Consider the following 15,835-nt stretch of genomic DNA (forward strand, 5'->3'; position numbering starts at 1 on the left):
ATTCAGGACGTCTTGGGCTGAAACGCGTAAGTTATAATCTCACACTTGCCCGCTGTAGAACGGATTAGCCCGTCTACGAGGTCAGCCTGATCGTGCCGGCGTTCCAGAATGTCGCTCTGGTAGGACGAAGCAACCGGGAAGGAAGGCTTCAGCGTCAACTGATCAGCCTCGTGAGAGAGGTTGTAAACGCGCACGATGACATCGTCATGGTCCAAGGACATTTTGAATGCCGACAGAGCGAGGGATGGACCCTGCCATTCCAGTGCTTGATAGGTTGTTGGCAGCGAACCCGCCTGCGGCCCCATCGTAGTTGTGTGGAACCACGGTGATTGGAATTGATACGCCAAGGCGAATGCGCCGGATTGGATCGCTGTGCCAGCGTGCGGATAAATTGCGTACTCGACCGTATGTTCACCAAGACATTGTGCCTCTGGTGTCGGGAACACGCCCCAGTCTCCCAACTCGGATACGCTGCGGAGCAACGTAACGGCAATTGTGTTCTTGCCATCTTGCAAGACTTCGTATTCGTTCAAGCCTTTATTCGCGATCATCAAGCCTTGTGTGTCATCCGATACGCTGACATAAGCCTGCTGGTGCTGTGCGTTGCTCGGATTAATCCACTCTGTGGCTGGCACGGTATCACGTTCGGCCGCTTCGAAAATCGAATCAGCCAGATGCGTCGCTGCTGTCAGCCCAGTAGGGAAGAGGACCCGGAGGCGGTGGTCTTTGACTTGGTTGTTATAGGACGCTGATATCTGCACGCCTTTGCTGGACTGTTCAAGGCTGATACGAGTGGTCAACTCGAACGGCACCAAGTCGCTTGAACGCGAAGCTGTCCGCTTGCGGAAGGGAACCATTTTCCGCTTCTCTTCTTCGAAGAGTGCTGATGCGGAAGCCGGAATGAACCAAGTATGCTTGATCTCATAGCTAACTCGGTAAGGCTCATTTTCTACCAGCTTCACGTGAGCTGGCAGCCCTTTGGTCGTCAAGGCAACATCGCCATCAGGCTGACGGAAGACGTACTCGTTGCCCAGATCGCCGCAGTTTTCATACACACCCATACCCTGATAGGTGTGGCCTGTATGTTTGTCGGTAATATCGTAAGAACCGTCTGTGTGAATGCTGACTGCGATATGCGCATTGGCCATACCGGAATCCGTCACGATTAGAGGACTGTGTGGTGCCTCGACTGGTGCTGAAGGCTCGCTAACCCAGGCCCACGTCTTGTAGCCCAGCGCCGGAACCTGCTGCGCTTCGAAGGTCAACGCAATTCTGCGCGCCATATAAGGCTGGCGGAATTTGTCCTTCGGCAATTCGTAGCCGAAGTGCACACCTAGATCCTCCGCCTTGGCTGAAATAGCTCGGCCTTGGTCGTCAAGCAGCATGCCACCCTCCAACTGGAGTGACATCTGAGACAGCCTCTCCGCAATCGCAGGCGGATTTGGTCCTTCTTTGAAATACGATTTGGCCACGATTAGTTCGATACGGACAGTACCTGTACGCTCCCAGCCAGTCATGTTGTAGATCGTGACAGGCAGACTGTCTTGCGGCCAGGAGGCTACGCTTGCTGTGTCGATTCGCCCAGCAAGAGCCTGCAGGCTTTCGTCGATGATCGTCTCCGTTAAGTGCCGGCTCTTGTCGAAGCGCGTGACCATCTCCCGATGAACCTCGTCCACACTGCATCCACAAATACTGTCATGCGGGTGGTTCTGCATCAGTGTCTTCCAAGCATGGGTGAGCAGCTGATGCGGGTAGGTCTTGCCACCCGCCAGATGGGCTAGCGTGGCTAGAGGCTCAGCGCCTTTCTCCAGCAGCGTCTGTCCAATCTGGTTCAGCTGTTTGAGATAAACACGAGCAGAAGCCGTATTGACCAGCGTGCCCCAGCCATCCGTATGCTGGCTGCGCAGCTCGCCCTGGATCGTTACCAGGTCATCAGGCAGCTGCTTTCTCAGCGCGTCGATATACTGGTCGAAGCTGGAGTGGATGAAATCCACATCGGGGTAGAGTGTTTTGGCCGTTTCGAGAGCTTGGCTCAGATCTTGCTGGATCGGCTGATGGTCACAGCCGTTCATGAACAGCAGCTCCGATGTGGATGCATACTTCTGTGCATCGCCAAGACGTTTATCCCAGAAAGCCTTGGCTGCTTCGGCTTCGACCGGAACCTCGTTCCCGTTGCTATACCAGTTGGCGAATAGGATTCCGATGACCTTGGAGCCGTCCGGGGCCGACCAATACATCTCCGAATAGGGTGATTCATAGCCAGAACCGTTCGTATCGATGACGACATTGTCAAAACCGGTAGGTTTCACACCGCGTCCGAACACGGCTGTATCAATGTCAGCTTGTTTTAACAGTTGTGGTGCTTGACCCATATTGCCAAAGGAATCAGGAAAGTATCCTAACTTGGAAATGACGCCGTACTTGGCCGAATCCTGATGTCCGATCAGCAGATTACGAACATTCGCTTCCGAACTGGTCAGGAATTCGTCCTGCAGGACATACCAAGGCCCTATTATGATGCGGCCAGCCTTGATGTAGGCTTCCAACTGCTCTCTTTTTTCAGGATGAACCTGTAGATAGTCCTCGATAATAATGGTCTGTCCGTCCAAATGGAAAGAAAGGTACTCAGGGTCATGCTCCAGCGTGTATAGCAGATCGTTCATCAGTTCGGTCAGTAGATAGTGATGGCGCTCATACGGCATATACCACTCTCGATCCCAGTGACTGTGTGAGATCAGATGAGCTGCTTTTCTAGTCATAGATTAAAAGCCTCCTTTTATGAAGTAGAAATGGTGACCTAAGATCAGTTATTTCTAGTTAACTTCGTTAGACAGATTCACACAGATCGTTGTAATTGACAATATGTATGATTTGCACAGGGATAAGCGTAAGAAAAACGACATAGATTTACTCGGGAAAATGACCATTCTACTTGCCGTAACTACTAGGGGAAGTTATTCGCTGCCTGGCAGTCAGAGTTGAAAATTCCTTGACTATCAAGGTGTTGAGGCGTTTAAGAATGACAATGCAGATTTCACATATTTACGAAAGCCCTCGTTTTTTTCTACACTTTAGAAGACGAATGAAAGCGTTAGCAGCAACCAACATGCAGAGAAAGGAGAGGATGAAGGCAATGAGTACAATGAGTGGGCAAACAACAAGTAACACGAAGGTGTCAAGCAACAGAAACACGAAGGTGTCAATCAGCGGTTCACTGCGATCGAGAATAAAGAAAAACTGGGAACTGTACTTATTTATCGCCCCGGCCTTTCTGTATTTCCTGATCTTCCAATACGGACCGATGTACGGGATTCAGATTGCCTTTAAAAACTTCACGCCATCCAAGGGGATCTTTGGGAGTGATTGGGTAGGATTCGCCCATTTTGAGCGGTTTTTTCATTCCTACTACTTCTGGGATTTATTGTGGAATACGTTTAGCCTTAGTCTTTATGAGCTTGCAATCGGTTTTCCACTTCCCATTATATTGGCATTAGCTTTTAATGAAGTGCGGAATGGTTTTTTCAAAAAAAGCGTGCAAACGATTACCTATGCACCGCATTTTATTTCTGTGGTTGTCATGGCGGGGATGGTCATTACCTTCTTATCTCCATCAAGCGGAATTATCGTGAAGTTGATGGAGTTGTTCGGCATCCATGCACCTGCATTCTTGACGGACCCGAGCTGGTTCAAGACCGTATACGTGTTTTCGGGTGTTTGGCAGAACACAGGTTGGGGGACTATCATCTATCTGGCGGCGCTGTCCGGGGTAGACCCACAGCTGCATGAGGCAGCCATCGTGGATGGAGCGAGTCGTTTCAAACGAGTGATCCATATTAATCTTCCGACAATTATACCGACGATTACCATTTTATTGATTCTGAATGTGGGCAATATTCTGGGCGTAGGTTATGAGAAAGTCTTACTGCTGCAAAACCCGTTGAACATCAATTCGTCCGATGTGATTTCTACATTTGTCTATCGTACGGGGCTTGTCAGTGCACAGTACAGCTTCTCGACAGCTGTAGGCCTGTTCAACTCGCTGGTCAATGCGATCCTACTGATTAGCGTTAACAAAATTGCCAAACGCACAAGTCAAACGAGCTTGTGGTAGACAAGAAGAAGGGAGGAGTAATCTATGGCTGTTGCCACTGCAGTGAAGGAGACGAAGGGTGACCGGATTTTTCTTATCATGAACTATGTCTTTTTAAGCTTAGCTTTGATCGTAGTGTTGTACCCGGTGGTGTATATTATCAGCGCCTCGATGAGCGATCCCAAGTATGTGAGTACGGGTGAGATGTGGTTGTTTCCGAAAGGGCTTAATTTCAAAGGTTACGGGCTTGTATTCGATAATGTGAAGATTTGGAATGGCTACGGCAATACGCTTCTATATACCTTTCTAGGTACTTTGCTTAACCTTGTCGTTACGCTGCCTGCTGCTTATGCGCTTAGTCGTACTGACTTCGTTGGCCGCAAGTTTTTCATGGGTATGTTCCTGGTCACGATGTTCTTCAATGGCGGTCTCATTCCTACTTATTTGCTGGTGAAAAATTTAGGACTGATGAACTCCATTGGGGCGCTCATTTTGCCGGTAGCTGCTTCGGTGTGGAATATCATCGTAGCTCGCACATTTTTCGAATCCAGCATTCCCAAGGAGCTTCATGAGGCTGCCTATATGGATGGCTGTTCGAACTTTAAACTGTTCGGCCTTATCATTATTCCATTATCAGCGCCAATTATTGCGGTAATGGCCTTATTTTATGGCGTGAGCCATTGGAACAGTTATTTCCCAGCATTGATCTACTTGAATGACGAGTCGAAATATCCGCTGCAAATGGTACTGCGCCAAATTCTCGTGCTGCAAGAAATGACGGCGGAGACTACAGGCGCTGCGATCAGCGGCGATATGGCTATCGCGATGAATAACAAGGCAGAGATTGCCGCACTTGTGAAATATGTGGTCATCATCGTGTCCACCTTGCCAATTGTCGTGGTGTACCCGTTCTTGCAGCGTTATTTCGTACAAGGTGTCATGATCGGTTCCGTTAAAGGTTAGTTGCAGTTACCGTATATTCATCTAATTTAGGAGGCAATAAGTATGAAAATTACAAGACATCCAAATAACCCGATTGTCGTTCCGGGAGGTTATGAATGGCGTAAAGTAACGGTGTTCAATCCGGCGGTTATCATTGACAACGACAAGTTCTATATGATTGAGCGTACGGCTGGCTCCCTGACGCCATGCAAAAACTTCCTTGGGCTTCTGGAAAGCGAGGATGGCGTGAATTTCACTCATGTGAAGGATGAGCCTGTTCTGACGCCTGACGAGCTCGGGTTCCCCTACGGTAGCGTGCAGGACCCTCGTGTTGTCAAAATCGACGGCACGTTCTACATGAACTACGCGCTGCGTCCGTGTGCGATGAACTACTATCCGACCAATCGCGGTGTACCGGAGAGATCATTCCCGACATATCCGGATGGCTGGGGCGAGCAGGAAGTTCATTGGCGCACTCGTTCTTCAATCGCTAAGTCAACCAATCTGGTCAACTGGGAGTTTGTGGCGGACACAACTCCACTAGAGATCAATGATCGTGACAACATTTTGTTCCCGGAGAAAATTAACGGCAAGTTCGCTATGCTGCGCCGTCCTGAGGAATACGTAGGGGCAGAGTACGGCACTGAAAAAGCTGCCATGTGGATTACATATTCGGAAGACTTGATTCACTGGGAAGAGCCGAAACTTCTAGCCAAAGGTGAGAATCCAGCCTGGGAATCGCGGAAAATCGGAGGCTCCACGCCGCCGGTAAGAACGGATAAGGGCTGGCTGGTACTCTACCACGGTGTGGACGACGAGATTGTATATCGGATGGGAGCACTGCTGCTGGATCTGGAGAACCCGGAGAAGGTTATTGCCCGTACGAACAACTTCATCATGGAACCGGAAACGTACTATGAGAAATTTGGTTACCAAATTCCGAATGTTATTTTCCCTACGGGTAACGTCGTGAAGGATGGACTGCTCTACATTTACTACGGCGTAACGGATACAGCTATCGCCTTGGCTACGGTGCCTCTGGATGAATTGGTGGATTACATTCTTAACGAGCCTCAATAAGTAAAAACCAAGGAGCTAAGCGGCCTGTTCTCGCTTAGTTCTTTGGTTTTTTCTATTTACTCTTTGTGCAACAAAGTAAAGCTGCCCTCGGTCATTTAATGACATTAGGGCAGCTTTTTCACTTGTGCTGAGAGCAGGTTATTCCTGCTCTTTTTTGGAAGAGGCGTACAGTTTGCGGTATTGACCTGGTGTATAACCTGTTTCTTTCTTGAATTTGCGGATGAAATTCGGAGCGTCCAGATAGCCGACTTGTTCGATAATATCCTTCAGCGGGGCGGTTGTGTGAATTAACAGCCGAATGACTTCTTCCATCCTTCGCTGCCAAATATATTGCGTAAAGTTATGGCCTATTTTCTCTTTGAAGCTGCGGCTCAGGTAGGAGATCGATATGGAATATTTCAGAGCCACATGCTCGAGACTGAGCGTGTAGTCAGCGAACTTCTGATCGACATAGGCGACGATATCTTCAATTAAAGAAGGCTGTTCTGTTTCTGTATTCCGTTCGACCTGCTGACAGATACTGACGGCCAGGGAGGTTAATCGGTCCTCAAGCTCCTCTAGCGTTTCAAATACAGAGAAGTTATGGATGCCGGCGAACACTTCGCTCACTCCCAACTCATGGGCTGTTCTCAGCAAAGAGTTCAATAGATCGAAGCAGATACAGCGCAGTAGTGCTGCAGGGACAGCGGCTTCCTTGATCTCAGCGATCAGATCAATGATCACTTGACTGGCTACCGTTTCGTTACCCTGTTTCAAGCTTTGCTCCAGCTTAAGCATCGATTTCTTCGGTAGCCAGTAGGCCTCGGAAGTAGTCGAGGCGATCATATCCTGCAATTGCTCGAAGTAAGTTACTCGCCCGTTAGAGCCCATAATCCGGTTATCTATCGCTGTGGCTGCTTCGATAAACGATTGGTTGATCGAGGCGAGGTCTGGATACGGCATCCCGACACCAATATAAGGCATAATTTGGACGTTGTTGTTGATCATCACTTTGATTGCTTCGACAACTTCCTCAATTCGCCTCTGGGTAGGCTCCTGAGCATCTGCTGGGACGGAGACAAGCAGGGCCAGTTGATCCTTCGTCGAGAATTCTACGCCATAAACGTGGGCTTGAAGACTCGGGAACTCCAGTTCATTGAACATCTCTTGCAGATGCTGCCGAATGTTCGCGGACTCTCCGCCTTCAAGATTGTCATCCCAGGCAAGGATGAGAGAGACGTATAACCCTTGTCCATGCGGGTATTCCAGCCCTGCGCTTGCTACCATGCGCTCAATCTCTGGATCATCCGGCTTGCCGTGCTTGAATAGTAGCAGTAAGCATTGGTTCCGCACGAATGGTTCCTGGGTGTCGATGCGGGCGCTGTATTCATGAATCGTCTGCTTAATCCAGTCCCATTCATTTCGTGTCGTCATGTCGTAATTGGAACTCTTCTGCTTCGTGAATTCGATCAAATCCCTAATCGGGTGATATTGCCGCTTAGCTAGGATCATGGCTACGATAATGCCGAATAAGACAGTAATACAGAACACCAGGAGAAATAAGGTCTGGATATGGACTACTTTGCTGAAAAATTGATGGCTAGGTATCGCAGTTACATAATTCCAATTGTTCTCCTTGGACCTTACCGAAACAACAGAGTGTTCTACGCCATCGAGCTTCATGCTATGTATGCCGGGTTCTAGTGAAGCTAAGGATTCCACTGCTTGACCCGGAAGTGCGTTGCCATGATTATTGGAGGTAAGAAGCTGTCCCTTCTGATTGAAAATGTAGCTGCTGCCGGAAAAGTTGCTCAGTATTGTGTCCATAACGCCGGTCAGCTTCGTCTCATTCACCATATAGACGACAGTAGCTGTAGGGTAAAGGTCGTTCGGTTTGATTGGGAAAAGCATCGTTAGCATGGAGTCATTACGCGAGTTAACGGTTACATTCTCGGCTGGGCGAATCATCGGCTGCTTGATTTTGTTCAATTCGCTATAGATTTGGTCGCTTGTCCAGTTGCTGTAATGGTACAAATCCCCAAATGCTACGTGCACATTCGTCAAACCTCGATAAGAGTAAATATTCTCATCATTATGAAAGTATAGAAACAAATCTTCCAGAATGCTGCTGTTCACTTTGTAATTCCCCAAGGCGTCAATTGCTTCCATCTCATAGTAAGGATGATGCACCATGTAGGAGCTAAGCTGCTTGTCATAAGCAATGCGGCTTGTAATTTGCTGCAGTTCACTCATTCGTTCGTCGATCGATAATTTGACTTGAATAAGTTGGTTGACGTTTGTTTGTTCAATTTCTCTGCGCAAATCATTGATTGCGTTTTCATAGATGAAAATCGTAACGCCAGTTAAGGGAATGAGGAACATCAGAATGTAGGATAAGGCATATTTAAGTAGAAGCCTCGACTTGAAGCTGTTCCATGACATTCGGAAGCTGGACACGACGGATGATTTAAAGGATGATTTCGACATGAATGCGCTTCCTCTCCATTGTAGGCTAACATAGATAAACTAGAGGGTTTTAATCTTTGACATCCCTTCATTATGGCTGAAAAATAAGCTGGTGTAAAGGAAGCGGAGACTACCTTTCTAGTAGGATAAAGGCTTTTGGCGGATTTGCCAAGACAAGTTTTTCCTTTTAGCCAATCAAATAAAGGTCAAATTCTCGGGACTCGGGCCTGATTCGCTTCTTATCTATATAATTGGTTGCTGTCGAAATCGTCTTCCCTCAAGACTCTACTCCCTAATTTACAAAGGGAGTAGAGTCTTTCTTTTTTTTAATAAAACAACACCTAAAATGCCCGTTGTTCTCGATAAGATGACTGTTTTGGCAAAAGCGAATAACGAATTGTGTAAACATCGGTAACATCGGCAACAATTTCTTAAAGCATCTATGATTACCAGCAAACATTTGCTAGCTACAATGAAGGAAGTAAGGCGAACATAAAGGCAGATAAGAGAGGAGATTCTAAGTGATAACGAAAGAAGCTGCTGCTTATGACAACAAGCCTAATCCAAGATTGCAGGAGCGTCTAACAGTCAAGTCGCGCTCCCGAAGAAAAGCGCTAGAAGCGTGGACGGGATTGTGTTATGCCCTTCCGGCGCTGGCTCTGCTATTGTTGTTTCGTTATTGGCCACTTCTGTTCGGCATGTGGATGAGTTTGTGGAAGTGGGGGTATGTGCCAGAGCAATTCGTAGGATTCGATAATTACATTCGTATTTTTACAGAGGACCTCGTTGTACAAGATTCAATCTCCGGCTTGCAGCTCGGTCCAGTTGGACAAGGCTTCATTGTCACCCTATTTTACGCGATAGGCACGATTCCCTTGTCGCTGTTGCTTTCATTTTTTGTTGCCTATGTCTTGTTTCATATAACGAAAGGAAGAACCGTGCTGCGTGTCCTTTTTTTCCTTCCGTACATTACTTCGCAGGTTGCAGCAGCCATTGTATTCAAATGGATTTTCCATCCGAGCGTGGGGCTCGCGAATTGGGCTGTAAGTAACATGGGAGGAACGCCGCAACAATGGCTGACCGACCCGGATCCAATTCTAATGAAGCTGATTCAATCCTTCGGCGGACACTGGCCTTCATCGATCCCAACGGCATTCGCAGGTCCGACTTGGGCGCTTGCTGTGATCATGTTGTTTACGATATGGGGCAGCCTTGGTTTTCAGATTATTGTGTTCCTATCGGGGCTAACGCAAATTCCGCATGATCTCACAGAGTCAGCTCGAATTGATGGCGCCAGGACTTGGCACACGATCCGTCATATCACGCTGCCGCTCCTTTCGCCAACTTGGTTTTTACTAATTATTGTATCGGTGATTGGCGCGTTCGAATCGTTTAATGCTTTCTATGTTTTCTCTGGTGGAGAAGGTGGGCCATTAGGCTCTACGATGTCACTGCCTTTGTATATTTTCAGAAGCTTCTATGTGTACGGTCAAGTTGGTTATGCCTCAGCCGTCTCGATGGTGCTATTCGTACTCTTGCTTGGATTAACCTGGCTGCAGCTGCGTTACGGCGAGAAAAAGGTTCACTATATGCATTAATGCAGGATGGAGGATGAAAGGATGTTTGGCTCAGTAGGATCAAGCCGTTCTTCCAAAATAACATGGTTGTTCGTGTGGATTTGCACGGTATTGTTAGCCTGCTGCGTGGTGTTCCCCTTCGTGTGGATGATTCTGACCTCGCTCAAAAGCGCCGAGGAAATTAATCGCATGCCGCCAACATGGCTGCCTGAGGTGTGGCACCTAAAGAACTACGCGGAAGCTTGGCTGAAACCGGAATCCACCTTTCAGCGCTATTTTGTCAATACGGTGATTATCGCTGGTGTGGGTACTGCGCTCCAATTACTTGTCTGTGTGCCGATCGCTTTTGCTATTACACATTTTACATTTCGCGGCCGGAATCTCATCTTTATGCTCGTGGTCGTCACCATGCTCATTCCCTATGATGTTACTTTGGTCCCTAACTTCGTGACTATGCGGCATATTCCATTTGCTGGGGGGAACGATTGGGCGGGCAACGGGGGACAGGGTTTCTATGATAGCTACATGGGGATGATGCTGCCGTTTTTGGCGGAAGCTTTCACCATATTTTTATTAAGACAGGCTTTTCTATCTGTGCAAAAAGAGTACTGGGAAGCTGCTCAAGTGGATGGCATGTCGAGTGGGCGATACCTATGGTCCGTTCTGCTGCCCCTCGTGCTGCCTTCCTTAATTACGACAGCCTTGCTTGCCTTTATCGGGAAATGGAACGGCGTACTCTGGCCGCTATTGATTACATCAAGTGAATCGCTCAGGCCACTCCAAGTAGGTTTGTTGTATTTTGTTAGTGAAGAAGGACCTAATTATCATCATTTGATGGCGGCGGCTACGTTTACAATCGCTCCTATTGTCTTGCTGTACTTGGTCGCGCAGCATTGGTTTCATCAGGGGATTACCTCGGCTGGGCTTAAAGGATAGAGGGACAAACAACAAAGAAACAAGCGGAGGAACAACACATGGATTGGCTGCATGAGATTGAAGTCGTCTTATTCGACTTAGACGGTACACTTTATCAGGATGGCACTTTTTACAAACGATATTTGGAATTGTTATTTAAAGAGGGAAGTTACGCAGCGAGTCTGGGCGAGATTCTGGAAGAAATGGAACTTGTACTGGAAGGTCGGCACACAAGCAGCATTGGAGACTGGTACTATCCGAGCACGGATACGTGGTCACGAGGGGAAGAAGTGAAGGTTGAGCCTAATCAATCGGCTGAAACTCCTGCTATTTATGCCGGCGATGCCTGGAGCTTAGTTAGCATTTTTACCGTCAAACATGGCATCGGCGAGGTGAAACGTCAGGAGTCATTTCAGCAGGTTCGCAAGGAAATGCTTCAAGGTTCGTCGAGTTTTGAACGCCATGCGGGGTTATATGAAGCTATTCGCCAATTGAGCGGGGTGCGCTTGAAGCTGCTGCTCACGAATTCGCCGGAAAATACAGGTCGTGAGTTTATTGCTGCACTCGGCGCCAGCGAATTGTTCACGGATATTGTATACGGTGCTGGGAAGCCGGTTGGGATGGAACATTTCATGAGTGAACTGATGAAACGGGAAGGGCTGCGGCCTGAACAAATTCTCTCGATCGGCGATCATGCATGGAACGATCTGTATCCGGTGCGCAAGTTAGGGGGACACACGGCATGGATATCCGCGTATCCATCGTCCGACACGTCGCCGTGGGATGTACGACTGACAACCTTAGATGAACTAGCATCCTTTTTGGTCGATATTCAACAAAGCAAACATAAGCACATTTAGAGGAGGAAATACGTATGAATCAGGGTCATCAGTTGGAGGAGCGCATAACGTTTTATGGTGGGTTGACCACGATTGGCGGTGTTCACATCGTATACAGCTGCGGAGATACGGGAATTGTCTTTGATCTTGGTATGGCACGCGCATTTTTCAAAGGTGAAGTCAGCGTCCGGTCGGACTATGGGATCCGAAGTTGTCTGTTGACGCGGATGGCACCTCCCGTGATGGGTTTGTACGATCCTGCTTTACTCGGCGATGTTGGGGAGGCTGAGCTTGCGCAGGTATGGGGCCAAGACCAACTGCCTCAGGTGAAGAACCTGCATGGCTTCGTGAGCCACATCCATCAAGACCATATGGCTCTGCTTCCTTCGCTGCGTGAAGGACTTCCTGTCTGGATGCACCGTGACGCTTATGCCGTGTATGAAGGTGTCGTAGCAGCAGGTGAGTATGAAGGCACGCAAGCGGATATACGTCTCATTGAAGATGGACAGATCGTCGATTTTGGTACTTTCCGCATGGAATTCATCGAGGTGGATCATGATAGTCCTGGGGTTACGGGCTTCATTATTCACGGACCCGAGCACAAGATCGCCTTCACGGCCGACTGGCGTCGACATGGACGGAATTCGCACCGCTTGGATCGATTCATTGAACGCTGCCAAAGCGAAGGGGTTGATCTGCTTATTACTGAAGGCACAAGGATGCGTCCAGACACGTTGTTCCGCAAGCCGAAGGATCGGCTTGAAGTTGAGGTGGCTGTCGAGTGCCGCCGGGCGATGGAAGACACGAATGGCTTGGTGTATGTGAACATTCTCGCTCGCAACGTAGAACGTGTCGCTGATTTAATCATCCGCACCAAAGAAGCGGGTCGCCAGCTTGTCATGGACGAAAGTACGGCCGTTCTGTGGAAGGAAACTTCCGCGAAACTAACCGTACTAGCCGGTCATCAAGCACTTGATGTCGATCAGGAGGTCATTCGGCTTTTGAGCACGCCGCAATGGTCCAAGGGGCCGCAACCATCCAAGGAAGTGGAGCTTCCTTATGAGTCCATAACGCTGAATGAAATCACAGCCAATAAATCGTCGTATGCGGTCTATCTGACTTATCCGAACACACCTCTTATAGCGGAATTAGAAACCTTCGGTTCACGCGAATCGGCATCGATTTACGTTCATGCTGACGGTAATCCGCTGACACCTTCGGACGAAACGCTGCTGAAGTGGCTCACTGAATTCGGTGTTCAATATCGTTATTGTGCAACGGGTGGGCATGCGTCACCGCAGGAAATATCTGAATTAACCACACGGATTGCACCGAAACTAGTCGTTCCTTTGCATAGTTTACATCCCACGATGTTCAACAGTGGCGGCATAAGGAAGTATTGTCCGGCTCCTGGGGAAAGCTTTGCGCTTTCAGAACTCGTTCGTAAATAGATCACATACGCTAACCTATCTCATTTCATTGCTTGTTAACCGTACGGATGCTTCATGCAACATACAAATCAAGGGAGTGATAACCATGAATATAACGAAACGTTTTCCCGCTTGGAAAGCTTCAGTGGCGAGCCTTTTGCTTCTTACGACCATCGGTTGTGGAACACCTACATCTCAACAAGCTGCACCTGCCAGTACGCAAACGGATAAAAAAGAGGAGTCGAAAGTAGCGCAAGGCATTGAGCTTGGGAAAAACGGACCGATCACGATTGACTTCTGGCATATTCAAGCAACGATTTATGGTGATGCAATTAAAGAGATGGTCGCAGCTTTTAATAAGGAATATGAAGGTAAAATTATTGTCAAAGAAGTATTCCAAGGTTCGTATGACGATTTGAATAAAAAAGTCCGTGCTGCCCTGCAAGGTGGGGGCCTTCCAGCAGTGGCCATGTCCTATGAGAGCGATACGCTGGAATACATGAAAGCAGACAAAATTGTGGCGCTCGACGACTACATTAACGATCCGGTAAACGGATTGAAAAAATCAGATCTCGATGACATTATGCCAGGCGTTTTGGCTCGTCAACGTATCCCGGAATACAACGGCAAGACGATGAGCTGGCCGCATGGCAACTCCTCTATGGGCGTCTATTACAACACGGATCTCCTTAAGAAAGCGGGTTATGAGAAGCCGGCAGCCACATGGCAGGAATTTGAAAAGATGGCGCTAGACATTACGGATAAAACGGGTGTTCCTGCTTTGGTCATGGGCAATGCCAATAATGGCGGAACGTTCCGTACATGGCTGCGTACTTACGGCATTGACCCGATTAATTTGGATCAAAGCGGCGTTAACTACGACAATCCGCAAGCGTTGGAACTGGCTGGAATCATCAAGAATTTGGTGGATAAGAAAGCAATTCTATTTGCTCAAGACACAGAACAGGAATTCACGAACGGCAGAGCAGCGATGGAGATCGGTACGACAGCCCGTACAAGCTCGAAGCTTGACTTGGTGAAAGATAAGTTCAAGTGGGGCATTACGCTAATCCCGCAAGGGAAAAGCGGAAATAAAGTAACGGAATTGTACGGCGGTAATCAAGTTCTGTTCAAAACGACACCAGAGAAGCAATTGGCAGGCTGGTTATTCATGAAATATTTCGCTGAATCCAAAGCACAATCGATTTATGCAGCCAAAACAGGTTATTTCCCAGCGACGCTATCCGCACAGAATACGGATTTATTGAAGAAAAATTATACAGATAATCCGCAGAAGAAGCAGGCTTTCGATGAAGTGTTCCCTTATGCACGAATCGATGTATCCAGTGCTGCACGCAACAAGATGGATACTGCGGTTGGAGAGGCTTTGCAAGCGATGACGGCTGGGAAGTTATCTCCGGCTGATGCGCTGAAGAAGGCGCAGGCTGATTCTACGAAGGCGCTCAAAGAATTCAAGTAAGCTCGGGAAGAATCACAAGGAACAAATAGGCAACAGGCTTCCTACGTAAGCGCAATTAAGGCTTATGGGGAAGCCTTGTTTTACTCGCAGCAAGGGAGGATGCATCTATGAACTCAGTCCGTCGAAGAAATGAAATTATCATGGAAGTACGGCGTGCCGGGAGCGTCTCTGTCGATGAATTAATAGTGACCTATGGTGTCTCGGTGGAAACTATCCGCCGGGATTTACGTATTTTGGACGAAAAAGGCATTGTTCGCAGAACGTACGGCGGTGCGGTTAAAAGAGAACAGACGACCTGGGACATGCCGTATTATGAACGCATGCAGCTGAATCTAGAGCGTAAAGAGGCCATCGCTCGCGAAGCTGTGCTCTTACTAGAAGAAGGCGATAGTGTGTTTGTGGATGGCAATACGACGGGACTTGTTTTATCGCGCTTGATTCCAGGTGATAAAAACCTGACGATTGTGACGAACTCGGCGATGGTCGCCTTGAATCTGGTTCAGAAGAAGGGAAAGCTGAATGTCTATATGGTTGGTGGCGAAGTCGGGGAAGATGGTATGACATTTGGCTATAAGCTGCACTGCGAGCTTCGTCAATATCGCTTCGACAAAGCGTTGTTTTCCTGCATGGGATTTGGCACGCAAGGCATTTACTATTCCAAATGGGAGCCTCTGCAAATTGCTCAGATGATGGTTGAGCAGAGTAATCACCTTATTCTCATGGCAGATTCGTCGAAAGCCAATCGCAGTGGATTTCTGTTTGGCATGGAGCTTAATCGGGTTCAGACGTTAGTGACCGATGAAGGGACGCCGCACGATATGCGCGACAGTCTGCGGGAAACGGTCCGTAATTTGATTGTCACCAGCAGTGATGACCAGAGTGAGAGATAATCGGCTGCCGCCTGAGGTATAGATGGAAAAACTACCGTTAATCTTAGCGGCTTTGTGGCAGGAAATGAAATAGAGGTAGAAACTCCAGCTAAATCATCAGAAGCTGCGTGAAATCGGCGTTACTTTCAACTAATCCATCCGCTCCCC

The 15,835-nt window shown here is 48.1% G+C and carries 11 protein-coding genes; 9 read left to right on the forward strand and 2 right to left on the reverse strand.

The window, feature by feature from the left end; all coding sequences use genetic code 11:
* Positions 1 to 2: 2 nt before the first annotated feature.
* The gene (locus GQF01_RS31115; protein WP_161410944.1) at positions 3 to 2,759 is read right to left on the reverse strand and encodes an alpha-mannosidase; all 2,757 of its coding nucleotides are present in this window, start codon (positions 2,757 to 2,759) and stop codon (positions 3 to 5) included.
* 374 nt (positions 2,760 to 3,133) lie between these two features.
* On the opposite strand from GQF01_RS31115, the gene GQF01_RS31120 reads away from it, so the two are divergent.
* The 3 genes from GQF01_RS31120 to GQF01_RS31130 are packed head-to-tail and all read left to right on the forward strand — an operon-like array spanning position 3,134 to position 6,112.
* Complete coding sequence (locus tag GQF01_RS31120) at positions 3,134 to 4,111, forward strand: ABC transporter permease (RefSeq protein ID WP_235960701.1); 978 nt, start codon at positions 3,134 to 3,136, stop codon at positions 4,109 to 4,111.
* A 24-nt stretch (positions 4,112 to 4,135) separates the two neighbouring features.
* Positions 4,136 to 5,053 carry a carbohydrate ABC transporter permease gene (locus GQF01_RS31125; RefSeq protein WP_161410946.1) on the forward strand — a complete coding sequence of 306 codons (918 nt, stop codon included), beginning with the start codon at positions 4,136 to 4,138 and terminating at the stop codon, positions 5,051 to 5,053.
* Between the two features lie 42 nt (positions 5,054 to 5,095).
* The gene (locus tag GQF01_RS31130; RefSeq protein ID WP_161410947.1) at positions 5,096 to 6,112 is read left to right on the forward strand and encodes a glycoside hydrolase family 130 protein; all 1,017 of its coding nucleotides are present in this window, start codon (positions 5,096 to 5,098) and stop codon (positions 6,110 to 6,112) included.
* Between the two features lie 138 nt (positions 6,113 to 6,250).
* Here GQF01_RS31130 and GQF01_RS31135 read toward each other — a convergent pair whose 3' ends face one another.
* Positions 6,251 to 8,578 (reverse strand): helix-turn-helix domain-containing protein, encoded by a 2,328-nt coding sequence (locus tag GQF01_RS31135; protein ID WP_161410948.1) that lies wholly within the window; start codon positions 8,576 to 8,578, stop codon positions 6,251 to 6,253.
* Between the two features lie 500 nt (positions 8,579 to 9,078).
* On the opposite strand from GQF01_RS31135, the gene GQF01_RS31140 reads away from it, so the two are divergent.
* The 6 genes from GQF01_RS31140 to GQF01_RS31165 all read left to right on the forward strand — a co-directional run bounded on the left by GQF01_RS31140 (position 9,079) and on the right by GQF01_RS31165 (position 15,688).
* Positions 9,079 to 10,155, forward strand: a complete 1,077-nt coding sequence (locus GQF01_RS31140; RefSeq protein WP_161410949.1) for a carbohydrate ABC transporter permease — start codon at positions 9,079 to 9,081, stop codon at positions 10,153 to 10,155.
* 21 nt (positions 10,156 to 10,176) lie between these two features.
* On the forward strand, positions 10,177 to 11,070 hold the full coding sequence (locus tag GQF01_RS31145) for a carbohydrate ABC transporter permease (protein ID WP_161410950.1): 894 nt from the start codon (positions 10,177 to 10,179) through the stop codon (positions 11,068 to 11,070).
* A 38-nt stretch (positions 11,071 to 11,108) separates the two neighbouring features.
* On the forward strand, positions 11,109 to 11,909 hold the full coding sequence (locus GQF01_RS31150; protein WP_161410951.1) for an HAD family hydrolase: 801 nt from the start codon (positions 11,109 to 11,111) through the stop codon (positions 11,907 to 11,909).
* Positions 11,910 to 11,923: 14 nt separating this feature from the next.
* A complete protein-coding gene (locus tag GQF01_RS31155) occupies positions 11,924 to 13,339 on the forward strand; it encodes an MBL fold metallo-hydrolase (protein ID WP_161410952.1) in 1,416 nt (471 codons plus the stop codon).
* An 85-nt stretch (positions 13,340 to 13,424) separates the two neighbouring features.
* A complete protein-coding gene (locus tag GQF01_RS31160; protein ID WP_161410953.1) occupies positions 13,425 to 14,798 on the forward strand; it encodes an ABC transporter substrate-binding protein in 1,374 nt (457 codons plus the stop codon).
* 107 nt (positions 14,799 to 14,905) lie between these two features.
* Entirely contained in the window at positions 14,906 to 15,688 is a 783-nt protein-coding gene (locus tag GQF01_RS31165) for a DeoR/GlpR family DNA-binding transcription regulator (RefSeq protein WP_161410954.1), read from the forward strand.
* The last annotated feature ends 147 nt before the right edge of the window (positions 15,689 to 15,835 follow it).

The sequence above is a fragment of the Paenibacillus silvestris genome, assembly GCF_009882985.1.
GTDB lineage: Bacteria > Bacillota > Bacilli > Paenibacillales > NBRC-103111 > Paenibacillus_E > Paenibacillus_E silvestris.